Annotated in this window: 15 protein-coding genes; 5 read left to right on the forward strand and 10 right to left on the reverse strand. The window is 67.9% G+C overall.

Annotation, left to right across the window (positions count from 1 at the left end):
* Positions 1–92 precede the first annotated feature (92 nt).
* A complete protein-coding gene (msrA, locus tag ACZ5IK_RS02805) occupies positions 93–587 on the forward strand; it encodes a peptide-methionine (S)-S-oxide reductase MsrA (protein WP_101610731.1) in 495 nt (164 codons plus the stop codon).
* Positions 566–1,051, forward strand: coding sequence for a molybdenum cofactor biosysynthesis protein (locus ACZ5IK_RS02810; RefSeq protein ID WP_465486274.1), 486 nt, complete (start codon positions 566–568; stop codon positions 1,049–1,051). Before msrA ends, ACZ5IK_RS02810 begins: the two co-directional genes overlap by 22 nt.
* Here the strand turns inward: ACZ5IK_RS02810 and ACZ5IK_RS02815 are convergent, their stop codons facing one another.
* The 6 genes from ACZ5IK_RS02815 to ACZ5IK_RS02840 form a co-directional block, all read right to left on the reverse strand.
* The gene (locus ACZ5IK_RS02815) at positions 1,052–1,660 is read right to left on the reverse strand and encodes a response regulator transcription factor (RefSeq protein WP_465486275.1); all 609 of its coding nucleotides are present in this window, start codon (positions 1,658–1,660) and stop codon (positions 1,052–1,054) included. It abuts the gene before it with no gap.
* Positions 1,661–1,808: 148 nt separating this feature from the next.
* Positions 1,809–2,090, reverse strand: coding sequence for a DUF6235 family protein (locus ACZ5IK_RS02820; protein ID WP_465486276.1), 282 nt, complete (start codon positions 2,088–2,090; stop codon positions 1,809–1,811).
* Positions 2,091–2,226: 136 nt separating this feature from the next.
* Positions 2,227–4,527, reverse strand: coding sequence for an ATP-binding cassette domain-containing protein (locus ACZ5IK_RS02825; protein ID WP_465486277.1), 2,301 nt, complete (start codon positions 4,525–4,527; stop codon positions 2,227–2,229).
* A 146-nt stretch (positions 4,528–4,673) separates the two neighbouring features.
* Complete coding sequence (locus ACZ5IK_RS02830) at positions 4,674–5,225, reverse strand: dihydrofolate reductase family protein (RefSeq protein ID WP_465486278.1); 552 nt, start codon at positions 5,223–5,225, stop codon at positions 4,674–4,676.
* 32 nt (positions 5,226–5,257) lie between these two features.
* Positions 5,258–6,499: a cytochrome P450 gene (locus ACZ5IK_RS02835; protein ID WP_465486279.1), complete on the reverse strand. Its 1,242-nt coding sequence runs from the start codon at positions 6,497–6,499 to the stop codon at positions 5,258–5,260.
* A 16-nt stretch (positions 6,500–6,515) separates the two neighbouring features.
* Positions 6,516–7,664, reverse strand: a complete 1,149-nt coding sequence (locus ACZ5IK_RS02840) for an MFS transporter (protein ID WP_465486280.1) — start codon at positions 7,662–7,664, stop codon at positions 6,516–6,518.
* A 299-nt stretch (positions 7,665–7,963) separates the two neighbouring features.
* On the opposite strand from ACZ5IK_RS02840, the gene ACZ5IK_RS02845 reads away from it, so the two are divergent.
* The 3 genes from ACZ5IK_RS02845 to ACZ5IK_RS02855 all read left to right on the forward strand — a co-directional run bounded on the left by ACZ5IK_RS02845 (position 7,964) and on the right by ACZ5IK_RS02855 (position 10,635).
* Positions 7,964–8,992, forward strand: coding sequence for an ATP-binding cassette domain-containing protein (locus tag ACZ5IK_RS02845; protein WP_410664721.1), 1,029 nt, complete (start codon positions 7,964–7,966; stop codon positions 8,990–8,992).
* Entirely contained in the window at positions 8,989–9,801 is an 813-nt protein-coding gene (locus ACZ5IK_RS02850; protein ID WP_410664720.1) for an ABC transporter permease, read from the forward strand. Before ACZ5IK_RS02845 ends, ACZ5IK_RS02850 begins: the two co-directional genes overlap by 4 nt.
* Before the next feature lie 81 nt (positions 9,802–9,882).
* The gene (locus tag ACZ5IK_RS02855; protein ID WP_465486281.1) at positions 9,883–10,635 is read left to right on the forward strand and encodes a hypothetical protein; all 753 of its coding nucleotides are present in this window, start codon (positions 9,883–9,885) and stop codon (positions 10,633–10,635) included.
* A 133-nt stretch (positions 10,636–10,768) separates the two neighbouring features.
* Here the strand turns inward: ACZ5IK_RS02855 and ACZ5IK_RS02860 are convergent, their stop codons facing one another.
* From ACZ5IK_RS02860 to ACZ5IK_RS02875, 4 genes are all read right to left on the reverse strand, one after another.
* Positions 10,769–11,212 (reverse strand): SgcJ/EcaC family oxidoreductase, encoded by a 444-nt coding sequence (locus ACZ5IK_RS02860; RefSeq protein WP_005165897.1) that lies wholly within the window; start codon positions 11,210–11,212, stop codon positions 10,769–10,771.
* Positions 11,213–11,224: 12 nt separating this feature from the next.
* Complete coding sequence (locus ACZ5IK_RS02865) at positions 11,225–12,394, reverse strand: acyl-CoA dehydrogenase family protein (RefSeq protein WP_465486282.1); 1,170 nt, start codon at positions 12,392–12,394, stop codon at positions 11,225–11,227.
* A 76-nt stretch (positions 12,395–12,470) separates the two neighbouring features.
* Positions 12,471–13,874, reverse strand: a complete 1,404-nt coding sequence (locus ACZ5IK_RS02870) for a cation:proton antiporter domain-containing protein (RefSeq protein WP_465486283.1) — start codon at positions 13,872–13,874, stop codon at positions 12,471–12,473.
* Between the two features lie 13 nt (positions 13,875–13,887).
* Complete coding sequence (locus tag ACZ5IK_RS02875) at positions 13,888–15,153, reverse strand: NAD(P)/FAD-dependent oxidoreductase (protein WP_465486284.1); 1,266 nt, start codon at positions 15,151–15,153, stop codon at positions 13,888–13,890.
* Positions 15,154–15,166: the final 13 nt, after the last annotated feature.

Genomic DNA, 15,166 nt, shown 5'->3' on the forward strand with positions numbered 1-15,166 from the left:
GGTGGACGTAAGCGTTCCGTCACACTTGGGCGGGGATGACAGGGAGGGTGCGACACGTTGTACTGGGTGTCAACGACCAGAGGAGATCAACAGTGACGGAAAAGGCTGTTCTCGCGGGCGGCTGCTTCTGGGGTATGCAGGATCTGTTCCGCCGGCACCCCGGAGTCGTCTCCACCAGGGTCGGCTACACCGGCGGCGACGTGCCGAACGCGACCTACCGCAACCACGGCTCGCACGCCGAAGGCATCGAGATCGTCTTCGACCCGGCTCAGCTCTCGTATCGTCAGGTCCTGGAGTTCTTCTTCCAGATCCACGACCCGACGACGCGTGACCGCCAGGGCAACGACCTCGGCGCCAGCTACCGATCGGCGATCTACTACACCGACGACACGCAGAAGCAGGTCGCCGAGGCGACGATCGCGGACGTCGACGCCTCCGGCAAGTGGCCGGGCAAGGTCGTCACCGAGGTGACCCAGGCCGGCGACTTCTGGGAAGCCGAGCCCGAACACCAGGACTACCTGGAGCGCATCCCGAACGGCTACACCTGCCACTACGTGCGGCCGGAATGGCAGCTGGGCGAGCGCTGATCGTCGCGCTGCACGTGTCCGGCGTGCACGCCTACGAGGGCCGTCCTTCCGACGGCCCTCGTCCCGATCCAGAGCCGGTCTCGCGCGACCATGTCGTGGTGCGCGCGGGACTGGGACTGGTCGGTGACCGGTACTTCAACCATCCCGCGCATCGTGCGGCCGCGGTGACACTCTTCTCTTCGTCCGTCCCTGGGGACCCGCTCTTGACTCGGCGGAACGTGGTGCTGTCGGGCTTCGACGTGGATGCCTTGCCGCGGGGGTCCGTTGTCACGTTGGACTCCGGTGACGGACCCGTGCGGTTCGAGATCCACCGGCCCGCGAACCCGTGTGCCTGGATGGACGTCGTCTATCCGTCCGGCACCTTCCGCGCGCTACGGGGCCGCGGCGGGAAATGCTGCGTGCCGCTGGACGACGGCGTGCTGCGGCTCGGCCCGGTGAAGATCGGCCCGGTGACCCTTCCTTAGTCACAGCCATTCGGCGTCGGTGGCGATGCGGATCGCGTGTACCCGGTTGCGGGCGTTGAGTTTGGTGACGATCGCGGCGAGATAGTTCCGGACCGTGCCGGGGGACAGGAAGAGTTCGGCCGCGATGTCGGCGACGGTGCGGCCGCGCGCGGTCACCCGCAGGATCTCGATCTCGCGGCCGGTCAGCGGGCAGTCGTCGGTTTCCCAGGCGGCCAGCGCCAGTTCGCTGTCGATCACCCGCCGTCCGACCGCGACCGACCGCACCGCGTTGGCCAGTTTGTCCGACGGCGCGTCCTTGAGCAGGAAGCCGTTGACCTTCGCGTCCAGCGCGCGCCGGACCGTGCCGGGACGGCCGAGACTGGTGAGGATCAGCGTATGGCAGCCGGGCAGGCTTTCGTGGATCTCGACGGCCGCCGTCAAGCCGTCCTTGCCCGGCAGGTCGATGTCGATGACCGCGACATCGGGCTGGACCGATTTCGCGGTCGGCAGGATCTGGTCGCCCGAAGCTACTTCGGCGACCACTTCTATGTCAGGTTCCAAGTTCAGCAGGGCCACGAGAGCCCCACGGACCATATGCATATCTTCAGCGAGCAGCACTTTGATCACCACGAAGCACCTCGCACCCCAGTTCAGTGGCTTCGTGGTGGAGTCTACGGCATTTCGATCACCCGGCGACGGGATTGAAACGAATGCGCATTCCCTCGTGAGTTTCGCCTAGGCCGGTCGTGTCCTGTCCGCGCCCGGATGCCGCGGCGCCTCACAGCGCGTCCAGCTCACGCGGCCAGCCGAAGGTCCGCCGGGTGAACCCGAGCAGCTCGAACTCCGAACGGGCCCAGTCGATCCGGATCCGGACCGCCAGTTCGGGGGCCACGGTCAGCAGGAATCGGTCGCGACCGCCGCCGACCTTGAATACGCCGTAGGTCAAGAACGCGGATCCGTCGCAGATGGCGAACAACGCCGTGAAAACCGTCGCGCGTTCGCTTTCCGGAATCGAATCCAGCCACTCCAGCCCCCCGGCCAGCGCCAGACGCACCGCCATCGAGCCTCCTCACCGACGAACCTGCTTTCAGCATGGCGATCCTCGGTGGCGTGGGGCGTCTCGAATCCTGCTCGCTGACGCGTGAAGGCCCCCTTCCCTCGATCGAACCGAGGGAAGGGGGCCTTCACGCGCTTGTTCAGTCGGCCTGTTGGTAGCGCCTGAGGTACTCGCCGGTCAGCGAGTTCTCCGCTGTCAGGAGCTTCTCGGGCGTGCCGGTGAAGACGATCTCGCCGCCGTTCTTTCCGCCACCCGGACCGAGGTCGATGATCCAGTCCGCCTGCTCGATCACGGCCAGGTTGTGCTCGACGACCACCACCGTGTTGCCCGCGTCGACCATGCCGTTGAGCAGGCCGAGCAGCATGTCGATGTCGGTCATGTGCAGGCCGGTGGTCGGCTCGTCGAGGATGTAGACGTTGCCGCCGCCGGAAAGCCGGTCCGCCAGCTTGATCCGCTGGCGTTCACCACCGGAGAGCGTGCTCAGCGCCTGCCCGAGCCCGAGGTAGCCGAGCCCGGTCTCGATCAGCGCGTTCACCTTCGCCAGCACCGCTGCCTCGGTGAAGTACTCCGCCGCCTGTTCCGCCGACAGTTCCAGCACGTCCGCGATCGACTTGCCCCGCAGTTCGTGCGCGAGCACCTCGTCCTTGAAACGGCGCCCGTCGCAGCTTTCGCAATGCGTCGTGATCGGGTCCATATAGGACACTTCGGTGATCAGCACGCCGCGGCCCTGGCACTCCTCGCAGGCACCCTGGGAGTTGAAGCTGAACAACGCCGCGTTCGCTCCGCTCGCCTTCGCGAAGAGCTTGCGCACCGGGTCCATCAGGCCGAGGTACGTCGCCGGCGTCGAACGGGAGGACGCCGCGATCGGCGTCTGGTCCACGAAGATCGCGTCCGGATGCGCCTCGCGGAAGACGCCGGAGATCAACGAGCTCTTGCCCGAGCCCGCGACACCGGTGACCGCGGTGAGCACCCCGGTCGGGATGTCGACCGTGACGTTCTTCAGGTTGTGCAGCGAAGCCCGCCGGATCGGCAGCTTTCCCTTGGCGGCGCGTGGATCCGCCTTGACGACGCCCGAGCGGGCCAGCCCGGCCCCGGTGAGGGTCTTGCCGGCGCGCAGCTGCTTGTACGTCCCCTCGAACACGACCTCGCCACCGTGCACGCCCGCGCGCGGCCCGATCTCGACCACGTGATCGGCGATCTCGATGACGTCCGGGTCGTGTTCGACCACCAGGATCGTGTTCCCCTTGTCCCGCAACGCCCGCAGCAGGTCGTTGAGCCGCCCGACGTCACGGGGGTGCAGGCCCACGCTGGGCTCGTCGAAGACGTAGGTCAGCCCCGTCAGGTCGCTGCCCAGGTGCTTGACCAGCTTGAGCCGCTGCCCCTCACCGCCGGACAGCGACGTCGTCGCCCGGTCCAGCGAAAGATAGCCGAGGCCGATCGCTTCGATGCGTTCGAGCGCGGCCAGCACGCCTTGCGCCATCGCGGAGGTCTGCTTGTCCTTGATGGACCGGATGAGCTCGATCAGATCGGTGATCTGCAGCTCGCACCACTGCGCGATGTTCTTGCCCGCCAGCTTGGTCGCCAGCGCCGCCGCGCTCAGCCGCCCGCCGCGGCAGGCCGGGCAGGTGCCCTCGGAGATGAACTTCTCCGCCTGGGCGCGGGTCTTCTCGCTCATCGAGCCGGTGTCGCGTTTGAGATGGCGCCGGGTGAAGTTCGCGACGAGGCCCTCGAACGTCAGCGTCTGCGTCTTGCCGTTCTTGAAGGTGAGCTGGACCTTGCCCTCGTTGCCGTGCAGGAGGGTGTCCATCTCCTTCGCGGTGTACTTGTTGAGCTTCTTGGCCGGGTTGATGGCGTCGTGGTTGGCGTAGAACTGCCAGCCGGGGCTGCCGACCGGGTAACCCGGCACCAGGATCGCGCCCTCGTCGAGCGACTTCGTCATGTCGAGCATCAGCTCGGGATCCGGGCGCACCGCCCGCCCGATGCCTTCGCAGTCGGGGCACATCCCGTTGGGGTCGTTGAACGAGTACAACGACGGATTGCCGGCGCTGGGCTTTCCCTGACGCGAGAACAGCACCCGCAGCAGCGGATGGATGTCGGCGACCGTGCCGACCGTCGAGCGGGCGTTCCCGCCGAGCGGGCGCTGGTCGACGATGACCGGCGTGGTCAGGTTCTCGATGCTGTCCACGTGCGGGCGCTCGTGTTTGGGCAGCTGGTTGCGGATGAACCAGGGGAACGTCGCGTTCAGCTGACGCTGCGCCTCGACGGCGATCGTGTCGAACACGACCGAGGACTTCCCGGAGCCCGACACCCCGACGAAAACCGTGATCTGGTTCTTCGGGAGTTCGAGTGAGACGTCCTTCAGGTTGTTCTCGTGAGCGCCGGTGACGCGGATTCCCTCACCCGCCGGTTTTTGCCTGGTCTTGCGGGCTGCGGCAGTCACAGAAGGTTCCTTTCTTCGCCGATGCGCGAGAATGGTCGCGCCTGCTCGCCATTATCGCAGCGCCGTGGGTACTCCGGTAGCCCGTTCGCGCCATGTCGGGCTATGTGATCGTCACGACGGGGAAATGAAAATTTCACGCTCCTGATTCAGGAGGCGCGGGTGTAGACGGTGCCGACGACGCCGGTATTCAGCGATTTCGCACTCGTCAGCGTCAGCGGGATCTCCTTGCCGACGTCTTCGAACAGCCGCATTCCCTCGCCTGCCACCAACGGCATGACATTGAGCGCGAGCTCGTCCAGCAGGCCCTCGGTGAGCAGCCAGCGAACCAGCTTCGGGCTTCCGGGCACCCGGATCGCCTTGCCGGATTCCTCCTTCAGGCCGGTGATCGCGCCCGCGATGTCACCGGTGATCAGGCTCGTGTCCGGCCAGGTCAACGTCGCTTCGTCGAGGGTCGAAGAAACGACGTATTTGTGCGTGCCGTTGAGGAATGCCGCCATCGGGTTGCTGTCGCCCTGCGGCTTCCACAACTGTTCGAAGGCGAGGTAAGTGTCCTTGCCCATCAGAACGGCGTCCGAGGCGTCGAGGCTCTCGTTGATGCCCTCGGTCATCTCGTCGGACCAGTAGAGATCCATCCAGCGTTCGGGCCGTTCCACCACACCGTCCAGTGTGATGAACAGTCCCGCGGCGATTTCGCGCATGACGAACTCCTTTCGTTTCCCGGAGCCTGGGTTCAGGCCGCCGGGCGATCCTCCCACCACTGTGCGCGACGGTCCAAAGGATCGAGCACACCGGAAGAAGTCCAGCGGACCGGCAATGCCGATAATGTCCGCATCGTCGGAGAGACCGTCCAGGTCAGCGAAGATTCGGGCACGGCGAGGGAGAGCAGCGGCGCGCGACGCGAAAGCGCGCGCAGCGCCGATTGGATCTCGACCCTGGCGAGGTGGGCGCCGATGCAGTGGTGCGTGCCGTGCCCGAACGACAGGTGCCGGGGTTGCCGCTCCACGTCGAACCGGTCGGGCTCGGTGAAGGCGTCCTCGTCGCGGTTGACCACCGACAGCAGCGCCGTCACCAGGTCGCCCGGTTCGATCCGCGTGTCCGCGAGGGTGACTTCCTCCGTCGCGACCCGGGTCATGCTGAAGTTCACCGCGGGGCTGTACCGCAACGCCTCTTCGACGGCGGCCTCCACCAGTTCCGGATTCGAGTCCAGCGCGCCCAGCAGGCCCGGCCGGGAGATCAGGCACAGCACCGAGTTGGCGATCTGTGCGGCAGCCAGCGCGTGCCCGTCGAAGAAGAGTGAAGACGCCAGCCCGGTCAGCTCGCTTTCCTCGAGCACTCCCGAACGGTGTGCCTCGACGAGTTCCGCCATCAGCCCGGACGGCGGGTCCTCGGTGTCGGCGAGCATCGCCGTGACCTCGTCGTGCAGCAGCAGTTCGCCTTGGTAGACGGCGGATCGTGACGAGCCGGGCTCACCGAGCCGCCCGTTCGCGCGTTTGCGGACGGCCTCACGGCGAGACGGCGGCACACCCAGCAGTTCGGCCTGCGACGTGAAGGTCAGCGGGGCGCAGAAATCGGCGATCAGATCCGCGCTGGGGCCGTCGTCGATCAGCTTGTCGAGCAGGTCCGCGGCGGAGGTTTCGACGTACTCGCGCAACTGCTCCGCGCGGCGAGCGGAGAACGCGCCGCCGATCAGCTTCCGGATCTGGGTGTGCCGCGGCGGGTCGAGCTCGGTCACCGACATCCGGGTGGCCGGGCCGCGCGGATGGGCTGTCTCGGCCAGTACCGCTCGGCTGAATCGCTTGTCGCGCAGGAAATCGCGGGCTTCGGAATAGCCGCTCACCAGCCATTCGCGCTGTCCGTCGCGGTGGCGGGAACTGATGGGGCATCCGTCGGGGACGCCGTCCCCGACGAGCAGCCGCCGGTGCCGCCCTTCGGCGAAATCAGCGCCTCCGCTGCCTCCCGTGACGTCGGCCATCGGGATCATCCTCCGTTCATTGATTCCGGGCGGGTATGCGCAACGCGAGCAGACAGACCGCGACCGAGGCCACGGACAAGGCCGCGATGGCGAACCGCAGGTCGGTGTGGCCGGCGATCTGGCCGACCACGGCCGGACCGAGCAGCAGGCCGACGCTGGCCAGTGACGCGGCCGAGCCGATCACCGCGCCGCGGTCCTCCGGGGTCGTGCCGCGTCCGATCAGCCCGTAGACCGTGGGCGTCGACACCGAGATCGCGCCGCCGACCACGGCGGTGCCGAGCAGGCCGTGCACCGGCGCGTCGGCCATCGAAAGCAGCAGCACGCCCACCCCGGAGAGCGCGCCGGAGGCGAGCAGCACCCAGCGGTCCGACGCGCGGCCCGCCATCCAGTGCCCGCCGAGCCTGCCCAGCGCCATACCCGCGGCGAAGATGCCGGGCGCGGCCGCGGAGATCCCGACCGGCGCCCGGGTGACGTCGGCCAGGAACACCGCGCTCCATTGCTGGACCCCGCTTTCCACGACCATGGCCAGCGCGGCCAGCAGGCAGAGCAACAGGATCGCCGGGGCGAGCTTCAGCCGCCGTCCCGGCTCCTGGCCCTGACGCACCAGCCGTCCTGGCACGGACTTCCTCGCCGCGATGGCGCCGATGACGACCAGCGTCGAAAGCGTCAGCGCGATCACTTCGGCGGGTACCCCCGCCGTCCGGGCCGCCCCGGTGCCGAGGCTGCACGTCAACAGGCCGACGCTGAACAACGCGTGCGCGCGGTTCATCACGCGGGGCCCGTCACCCGCTTCGGCGGACGCGGCCAGCGCGACCACGACGACATTGCAGGCGCCGGATCCGAATCCGAACAATCCCAATGTCAGGAACAGCGCCGGAACGGATCCGGCGAGTGCGGGCATCGGCGCGATGAGCGCGAATCCGGCGAAAGTCGCGACCGCGACCGGGCGGCCGAATCGGTCGAGCAGCCTGCCGATCGCGAACATCGCGGGCATCGCCGCGAGGGCACCGATCAGCAATGCGGCACCCAGTTGTGCTTCACCCGCGCCGGTGGCGTGCCGGACGTCCGGCAGCATCGAAAGATAAGGTCCCCACAAGGCGCCGTACGCGGCGAATCCGGCGAAGACCGTGCTGGTCCGCGGGGTGGCGGTGATGACGGCGACCATGACCGTGACGATCCTTCCCGGGGTTGGGTAATGCGTTTCCCGAAGTGGTTGACTTTCGCAGGTTAGCAGCGGAATTCGGTAAGGGACCACGCTTATTGACCGCATTTATGGAGAAGATCGACAGTGCGCGATTCCGGTACTCTCGGCGCCGGTACGACGATCGGCAGACTGGGATATTCATCCCGAAAATGAAGAATTCATACTCAAAAGATTAATCATTCACTGCTCCTGTGCGGCGCTCGGTCGCATGATGTAACCGCACGAGAACGTCTCGGTGAGGAACAGGAAGGTAGTGCGTCATGTTGCAGAACGTCGAACCCGCGACCGCGTCGAGGGCCGGCCCGGGACAGCGGGGGAACGAGACGGAATTCGCGATCCACGCCGAAGGGCTGGTGAAACGGTTCGGCGAGACGACCGCGCTCGACGGGGTCGACCTGGCTGTTCGCACGGGCACGGTGCTCGGTGTCCTCGGCCCGAACGGGGCCGGGAAGACCACCACGGTCCGGATCCTGTCCACCCTGGTGACGCCGGACGAGGGCCACGCCACCGTCGCCGGTTACGACATCCAGAAGGACGCCCACCAGGTAAGGCAGCTGATCGGCCTGACCGGGCAGTACGCCTCGGTCGACGAAAGCCTGACCGGGGTGGAGAACCTGCTGCTGATCGGGCGGCTGCTCGGCTTTTCGCGGCGGGCGGCCAAGGCCCGCGCGCACGAGCTCTTGGAGCGGTTCTCCCTCACCGAGGCGGGCGACCGGGCGGCCAAGGGCTACTCGGGCGGTATGCGTCGTCGGCTCGACCTGGCCGCCAGCCTGGTCGGGGACGCGCGGCTGTTGTTCCTGGACGAGCCCACCACCGGTCTCGACCCGCGCAGCAGGCTCGAGCTGTGGGACGTCGTGCGCGGCCTGGTCGCTGACGGCGTCACGGTGCTGCTGACCACGCAGTACCTGGAAGAGGCCGACGCCCTCGCCGACGAGATCGTGGTCGTCGACCACGGCAAGGTGATCGCCAAGGGCACTCCTGACGAGCTCAAGGCCAGCACCGGCGCCCAGCGCCTGACGGTGCGCGGCACCCAGGCCGCCGACCTCGAGAAGGTCGTGCGGCTGGTCGGCGAGATCGCCGGCGTGACCCCGGACGTCTCGGGCCAGGTCGTCAGCGTCCCGGTCACCGACCCGGCGGCGTTGCCCGGTGCGGTCCGGCGGCTGGAGGAGGCGGGCATCGTCATCGGCGAACTGTCCCTGCGCAGTTCCAGCCTGGACGAGGTGTTCCTGAGCCTGACCGGCCGCCCCGCCGAGGAGACGGCCGAAGAGACCGAGGAGGAGATCCGATGACCGCCGCGAACACGGCGCTGCCGCGGCAGCTCTCGTCCCGGGTCGGGTTCTTCCAGGGCATCTCTCAGATGTTCACCCTCGCCTGGCGCAGCACGGTTTCGGTCAAGCACGAGCCGAAGCAGCTCGCCGACATCAGTTTCCAGCCGATCATCTTCACGCTGCTGTTCACGTTCGTCTTCGGTGGCGCGATCTCCGGCGACCGGCACGCGTACCTGCAGTTCATGATCCCCGGCATGCTGGTGATGAGCATGCTGTTCGCGACCATCAACGTCGGCATCGGCCTCAACACCGACCTGTCCCAGGGCGTGTTCGACCGGTTCCGTTCGCTGCCGATCGCGCGCTGGGCGCCGCTGGCCGGCCGGATCGTCGGCGACCAGTTCAAGCAGGTCTGGTCCGTGCTGCTGGTGGTCGGCGTCGGGCTGCTGCTCGGCTTCAGGCCGGAAAAGGGCTTCCTCGGCGTGCTGGCGGCCGGGCTGCTCCTGCTGGTGTTCGCGATCGCGTTCTCCTGGGTGCCCACGCTGGTGGGCGTCGCCGCCGACCAGGCGGAGAAGGTCCAGGTGTTCGCGTTCGCGGTGATCCTGCCGCTGAACTTCGTCAGCGGGGTGTTCGCGCCGGTCGAGTCGATGCCGTCCTGGCTGCAGGCGTTCGCGGAGGTCAGCCCGGTGGCGATCCTGCTCAAGGCGTGCCGCGGGCTGATGAACGGTGGCGTCGGAGTCACCTCGGCGGTGATCTGGTCGCTCGTCTGGGCTGCCGTGATCGCGATCGTTTTCGGGGCACTTTCGGTACGTGCGCTGAAGAAGCGGATCTGAGTATTCGCCGCTCGACTGCCGAAGCCGTGGCGCGTGTGCGCCACGGCTTCGGTGTTTCGGGGGCCTGACCAGGGAGCGCTCATGGACGAGCTGGACTACAACACCTGCAATGCCACCTTCCGGAGCCTGACCGATCAGCAGCGGCTGATGGCCGAGGAGACGTCGAGACAGATCGGGGCGGGCGCCGATCTCGAGCTGACGTCGTACGGCTGCGGGTTCGGCATGTTCGAACTGGAGCTGATCGCGCGGGTGCCGCGGAGAACGGTGTGGTTCCAGGGCGTCGACACCAACGGCGAAGCGGTGACACGGCTGCGCGCGGAGCTGGCCGGGCTGCCGAAGGTGCGGGGCCACCGCGTGTTCACGGCGAGTATGGCCGACGTCGCCGACAGCCGGATCACGGCGACCGAGTACGGCCTGTTCGTCCAGTCGCTGTGCTACCTCGGTGCCGACGACGGCATGGCGGCGCTGAAGGAGGCCCGCAACCGGCACCGACGGCTCTTCGTCGCGGTGACCCCGCTGAACCGGCTGAATGGCCCCTTCGCGGATTCCCTCGCACGGCAAGGCGTGGTGCGTCCGCTGTTCGCGCAGACCCTCGCGGAGGAACTGACGCGGTTCGGCGTCGAGTTCCGGTCCGTCACGGTGGGCGCGGAGATCGTGGTGCCGGTTTCCGAGCCGTCACACCGTCTTCTCGAGTTCCTGACCTTCGCCCGGCACCAGCCGTGGTGCGGCGGGACGAGTCGCGCGGAGCTACTGGACGCCGTGAGCGAACTCGGCACGTTCGCCGCGGGGGAGATCCGCATCCCGCACCCCGTCGAGGTTTTCACCATCGGATAGACAGCTGTCCGTGAAGGCCTCCTTGAGGGACCCAGAGTCCCTCAAGGAGGCCTTCACGGACTTGGCCTTCACGGCCAGCGGACAGCCCGGAACCCGGGCCCTGGGGAGGGGCCCGGGTTCCGGTGGGGAGAGGTCAGGCGGCCGTGCCCGGCTTGGGCAGCTGCTGCTTGGCCGGGGTGTTCTGATAGGACGCCAGGTGCCAGGCGCCGTCCCGCTTGACGACCGTCCACGAGGCACGGATCGACTGGGAGTCCGCGACCTCGGTCTCGCCGGGGCCGAGCACGCCGCCCTGGGTGATCAGGACACCGGAGTCCGGGGTGAAGAAGCGGATCTCCAGCGGGCGCCCGGTGACCTGGGTGCCCTTGTAGTTGCCCGCGAAGGATTCCACGAGGAACGACCGGATCTCCTCACGGCCCTTCTTGTAGACGCCGGGCAGGATCATCGTGCCGTCGTCGGTGAAGACGCCGGCGAACGCGTCGGCGTCGTGGTAGGCCCACGCGGCGATCACCTTCTGGGTCAGCGCCGCGATCGCCGCCTGGTCGGCGGCGGTGCCGGTGCCGGTTTCGGTCGTGGTCATCGGGGAATCCTCCTAGATGTAGAGGGTGTTGGGCTCGAGCCCGCAGAGCACGCGGCCGTACAACTCGGTGTTGGTGTTCGGGTGCATCAGCGCGTGGAGGTTGACCGCGGCGACGTCGCGGGCGATGCGCTGGATCGGGATGCCCTGGTAGATCGACGAGCCGCCGGAAGCCGAGGCGAGGATGTCGATCCCCTCCTTGGCGAGGCGGACCACGGCGCCGAGGTCGGCCCGCGCGATCGCGCGCTCCTCGAGTTTCCACGGGGTGCCGTCCGCCGTCTTCGTGTCGACCAAAGTGGACAGACGGTGCGCGTGGAACCCGGCCTCGTCGATCTTCATCGCCGACTCGGCCACCTGGTGGTGCGTGATCGGAGCTTCGCGCTGCGAATCGTAGGCGGTGTAGGTGATCTTGCGGTCCGGCAGGCGCTTGAGGAAGGTGTCCTGCGCGCCCCTCGCCATCCCCACCAGCGTCCCCACCGAAGACGCCGAGGCGACCGGGAGCAACGGGGCCCGGTAGATCGACGCCGACGCGGTGCCCTGACCTTCCAGCACCGCGGGCAGCGGGAGCACCCGCTCCGCCGGGATGAAGACGTCCTGGGCCACCGTCGAAACGCTGCCGGTGCCGCGCAGGCCCGAGGTGTCCCAGTCGTCCACGATCAGCAGATCCGAGATCGGCACCAGCGCCATGATCGGGTACGGCTCGCCCTCCGGTGGCACGAGGATCGCGATGATCTCCTGCCACTGCGCGTGCAGCGCCCCGCTGATGAAGCCCCACTTGCCGTTCACCACGATCCCGCCGTCGACCGGGGCGGCCATCGCGGACGGGCTCAACGTGCCGCAGACGCGGACGTCCGGGGTGGAGAACACCTCGTCCTGCACCGCCTCCGGGAACTGGCAGGCCATCCAGGTCGGGATCCAGTACACCGAGGCCACCCAGGAGGTGGAGCCGTCGGCGCGGCCGATCTCGGTGGCGACGTCGACCAGGGTGCGGGTGTCGGCTTCGTAACCGCCGTACCGCTTGGGGCGGCGCAGCTTGAAGACACCGGCGTCGGCCAGCGCTTCGATGGACTCCTCGTGCACCCGCCGGTTCTGCTCGGACCAGTTCGAGTGCTTCTTCAGTGCGGGAGCCAGTTCGGCCACGCGGCGGACCAGCTCCTCCCGCGTCGGAACATCGGTGCTCGACACCTTGACCTCCTAGATTGTCGACGGTCCCAGCTTCGCAGTGGGCGGACGGTGCGGCGTCTTCCTGCTTGCCGGTGGCTCAGGCCGCCGCACGTTCGGAGGTGCGGCCGAGGAAATCGACCACGTTCTGGCCGTCACGCCGGGCGAACCAGGTCGCCATCGGCGCCGCCATCGCGGTCGAGACCAGCGCCATGATCACCAGCATGGTGAACAGCGTCGGGGAGAGCACGCCGAGGTCGAGACCGATGTTGAGGACCACCAGTTCGGTCAGGCCACGGCAGTTCATCAGTGTGCCCACTTGCAGTGAGCGGTTCCAGCTCTCGCCGACAGCGCGTGCGGCCAGCGCCGAGCCGCCGAGCTTGCCCGCGACGGCCACGAGCAGGATCACCCCGCACCAGAGCCACGCGCCGCCACCGGAAAGCAGGCCGATGTCGGTGCGCAGCCCGCTGTAGGCGAAGAACAACGGCAGCATCAACGCCGTCGTCAGCCCGCCGGCCTTTTCGTGCAACCAGGTCGCGATCGGGTTGTCGCGCGGGAAGACCACGCCGAATACGAACGCGCCGAACATCGCGTGCACCCCGATCCATTCGGTCGCCATCGCGCACAGCAGCACGCCGACCACCGAAAGCGGCGCGGCCTTCTGCAGGCTCGCCGCCGGAACCCGGGTGACCAGCTTCCGCAGCAGCGGCCGCACGACCAGCCCGAGCACCGCGACGAACACCGCCGTCAGCACGACCGTCAGCACGACACCGACGAGCGAGGACGCCGTGGTCAGCGCGATCACCAGCGCCAGCAGGCTCCACGCGGTCACGTCGTCGACCACCGCGCAGGTCAGCGCCACCACGCCGACCTCGCTGCGGAAGAGCCCGATCTCGTGCAGGATCCGCACCAGCACCGGCAGCGCCGTGATGCTCATCGAGACCCCGAAAAAGAGCGCGAACGGCAGGAATCCGACGCCGCCGGGCGCGAACCGGGCGTAGGCGAACATGGCGAGCCCGACGCCGAGCAGGAACGGCAGCGCGATGCTGACATGGCTGACGACCACCGCGAGCCGCCCGCGTCCGCGCAACAGCTTGGTGTTCAGTTCGAGCCCGGCGAGGAACACGAAGAAGATGACGCCGAGTTGCGCCACGACGTTCAGCTGAGGCACCGTCGCCTTCGGGATCAACGCGGCCGCGCCCGAAGGCCACAGCGCGCCGAGCACCGATGGGCCGAGCAGGATGCCCGCGGTGATCTCGCCGATCACCGCGGGCTGCCCGATCCGCTGGGCCAGCCAGCCCACCACCTTGCACGCGCCGACCACCACGGTGATCGCCAGCAGCAGCTGTGCCAGCGAAGGCCCGGCCGCCGCCTTGCCGTCGGCGACGCTCCCGCCGTCGTCGCCCTGTGACAGCAGGACGATCGCGACCACGACCGGGACGACGACCAGTCCTATGTAGACCCAAAGCGTCCGGAAACCGGTGCCGGGCTTGGTCTCCACCACGGGCACTCCTCGCTCAGGGTTCGACGACGTTCGCGATCAGGTCGTCGAGGCTGATGTTCAGCAGCGGGTGCTTGCCCGACAGACCGGAGATCAACGTGACGAAGTCGGTGCTCGGCGCGTGGAGCTGATCCGGGTCGACGATTTCCTGCGCCAGGTCGTAGTAGTACTCCTTGTACTTCGTCCGGTCGTAGAACCGCTCGACGAAGGTCCGGATCTCGTCGAAGAACGCGCGGTAGTTCCCGGCGTACCGGTCGAGCGCCTTTTCCTCGATGGCAGGGTGTTCCAGAATCTGGTTGACCACCTTGGACAGTGAGCTGCCCGCCAGCGTTGCCAGCGCGACGCCGGTGGAGAACAGCGGGTCGACGAACGCGGCCGCGTCGCCGACGAGCACCCAGCCGTCGCCGTAGAAGGTTTCGTTGGTGTAGGACCAGTCCCGCGCCGTCCGGTACCCCGCGTGCTGACGGGCGTTGGCCAGCAGCCCCTTGAGCCGGGTGGTCTTGTCCCGTTCGGTCAGGAAGATCTGTTCCAGCGACTGGTCGTCCGCGTTGGCGACGTCCGACTTGGTCACGTAGCCGACGCTCATCGTGCCCTTGTCGATCGGGATGCCCCAGAACCAGCCCTCGTCGGTGCCTTCGATGAGGATGTTGGTCCACTCGTCGCCGGGCAGCCGCTCGCAGTTGTCGTAGTAGGTCCAGACGGCGACGTTGCGGAGCTCGTTGTGCCAGGTGATGTCGCTGAACTTCCGGCCGATCACCCGGGACTGGCCGGACGCGTCGACGACCAGCGAGGCGGTGGCCTCGTACTCGCCCGCCGAGCCGCGCAGGGTGAACCGGACACCGGTGACCCGGCCGGTGTCGGACTGGAGCACGTCCTTGACCGTCGTCTCCTCCACGACGTACGCGCCGAGTTCACGGGCACGGTCGAGGATCAGCGAGTCCAGGTCGGCGCGGCGGGTGTGGTAGGCGTAGGTGCCCTCCGCGGCCTTCATGAACGAGAAGTTCCAGGGCACGTCCCGGTTTCCCCACACCAGGCTGCCGCCGTACTTGCGCTCGAAGCCGCGGGCTTCCATGCGCTCGAGCAGGCCGAGCTCCTGGAGCGGGCGCATGCCGACCGGGATCAGGGATTCGCCGATGTGGTAGCGGGGGAAGCGTTCGCGTTCGAGGACCAGGACCGTATGCCCCTCCTGGGCGAGGAGCCCGGCGCAGGTCGCGCCCGCCGGACCGCCACCGATGACGATGACGTCGAACCGCTCGGGCATACCGTGGAGCGTGGCTGACATGAGGAACCTTTCC

The organism is Amycolatopsis sp. NPDC031561 (genome assembly GCF_055580625.1).

What these genes read in the sequence shown, in the direction of transcription:
- ACZ5IK_RS02810 (WP_465486274.1), top strand. Translation starts at nt 566, where the DNA reads ATGGCAGCTGGGCGAGCGCTGATCGTCGCGCTGCACGTGTCCGGCGTG.
- ACZ5IK_RS02820 (WP_465486276.1), bottom strand. Translation starts at nt 2,090, where the DNA reads ATGGCGGTGCGTCTGGCGCTGGCCGGGGGGCTGGAGTGGCTGGATTCG.
- ACZ5IK_RS02830 (WP_465486278.1), bottom strand. Translation starts at nt 5,225, where the DNA reads ATGCGCGAAATCGCCGCGGGACTGTTCATCACACTGGACGGTGTGGTG.
- ACZ5IK_RS02835 (WP_465486279.1), bottom strand. Translation starts at nt 6,499, where the DNA reads ATGGCCGACGTCACGGGAGGCAGCGGAGGCGCTGATTTCGCCGAAGGG.
- ACZ5IK_RS02840 (WP_465486280.1), bottom strand. Translation starts at nt 7,664, where the DNA reads ATGGTCGCCGTCATCACCGCCACCCCGCGGACCAGCACGGTCTTCGCC.
- ACZ5IK_RS02845 (WP_410664721.1), top strand. Translation starts at nt 7,964, where the DNA reads ATGTTGCAGAACGTCGAACCCGCGACCGCGTCGAGGGCCGGCCCGGGA.
- ACZ5IK_RS02850 (WP_410664720.1), top strand. Translation starts at nt 8,989, where the DNA reads ATGACCGCCGCGAACACGGCGCTGCCGCGGCAGCTCTCGTCCCGGGTC.
- ACZ5IK_RS02855 (WP_465486281.1), top strand. Translation starts at nt 9,883, where the DNA reads ATGGACGAGCTGGACTACAACACCTGCAATGCCACCTTCCGGAGCCTG.
- ACZ5IK_RS02860 (WP_005165897.1), bottom strand. Translation starts at nt 11,212, where the DNA reads ATGACCACGACCGAAACCGGCACCGGCACCGCCGCCGACCAGGCGGCG.
- ACZ5IK_RS02875 (WP_465486284.1), bottom strand. Translation starts at nt 15,153, where the DNA reads ATGTCAGCCACGCTCCACGGTATGCCCGAGCGGTTCGACGTCATCGTC.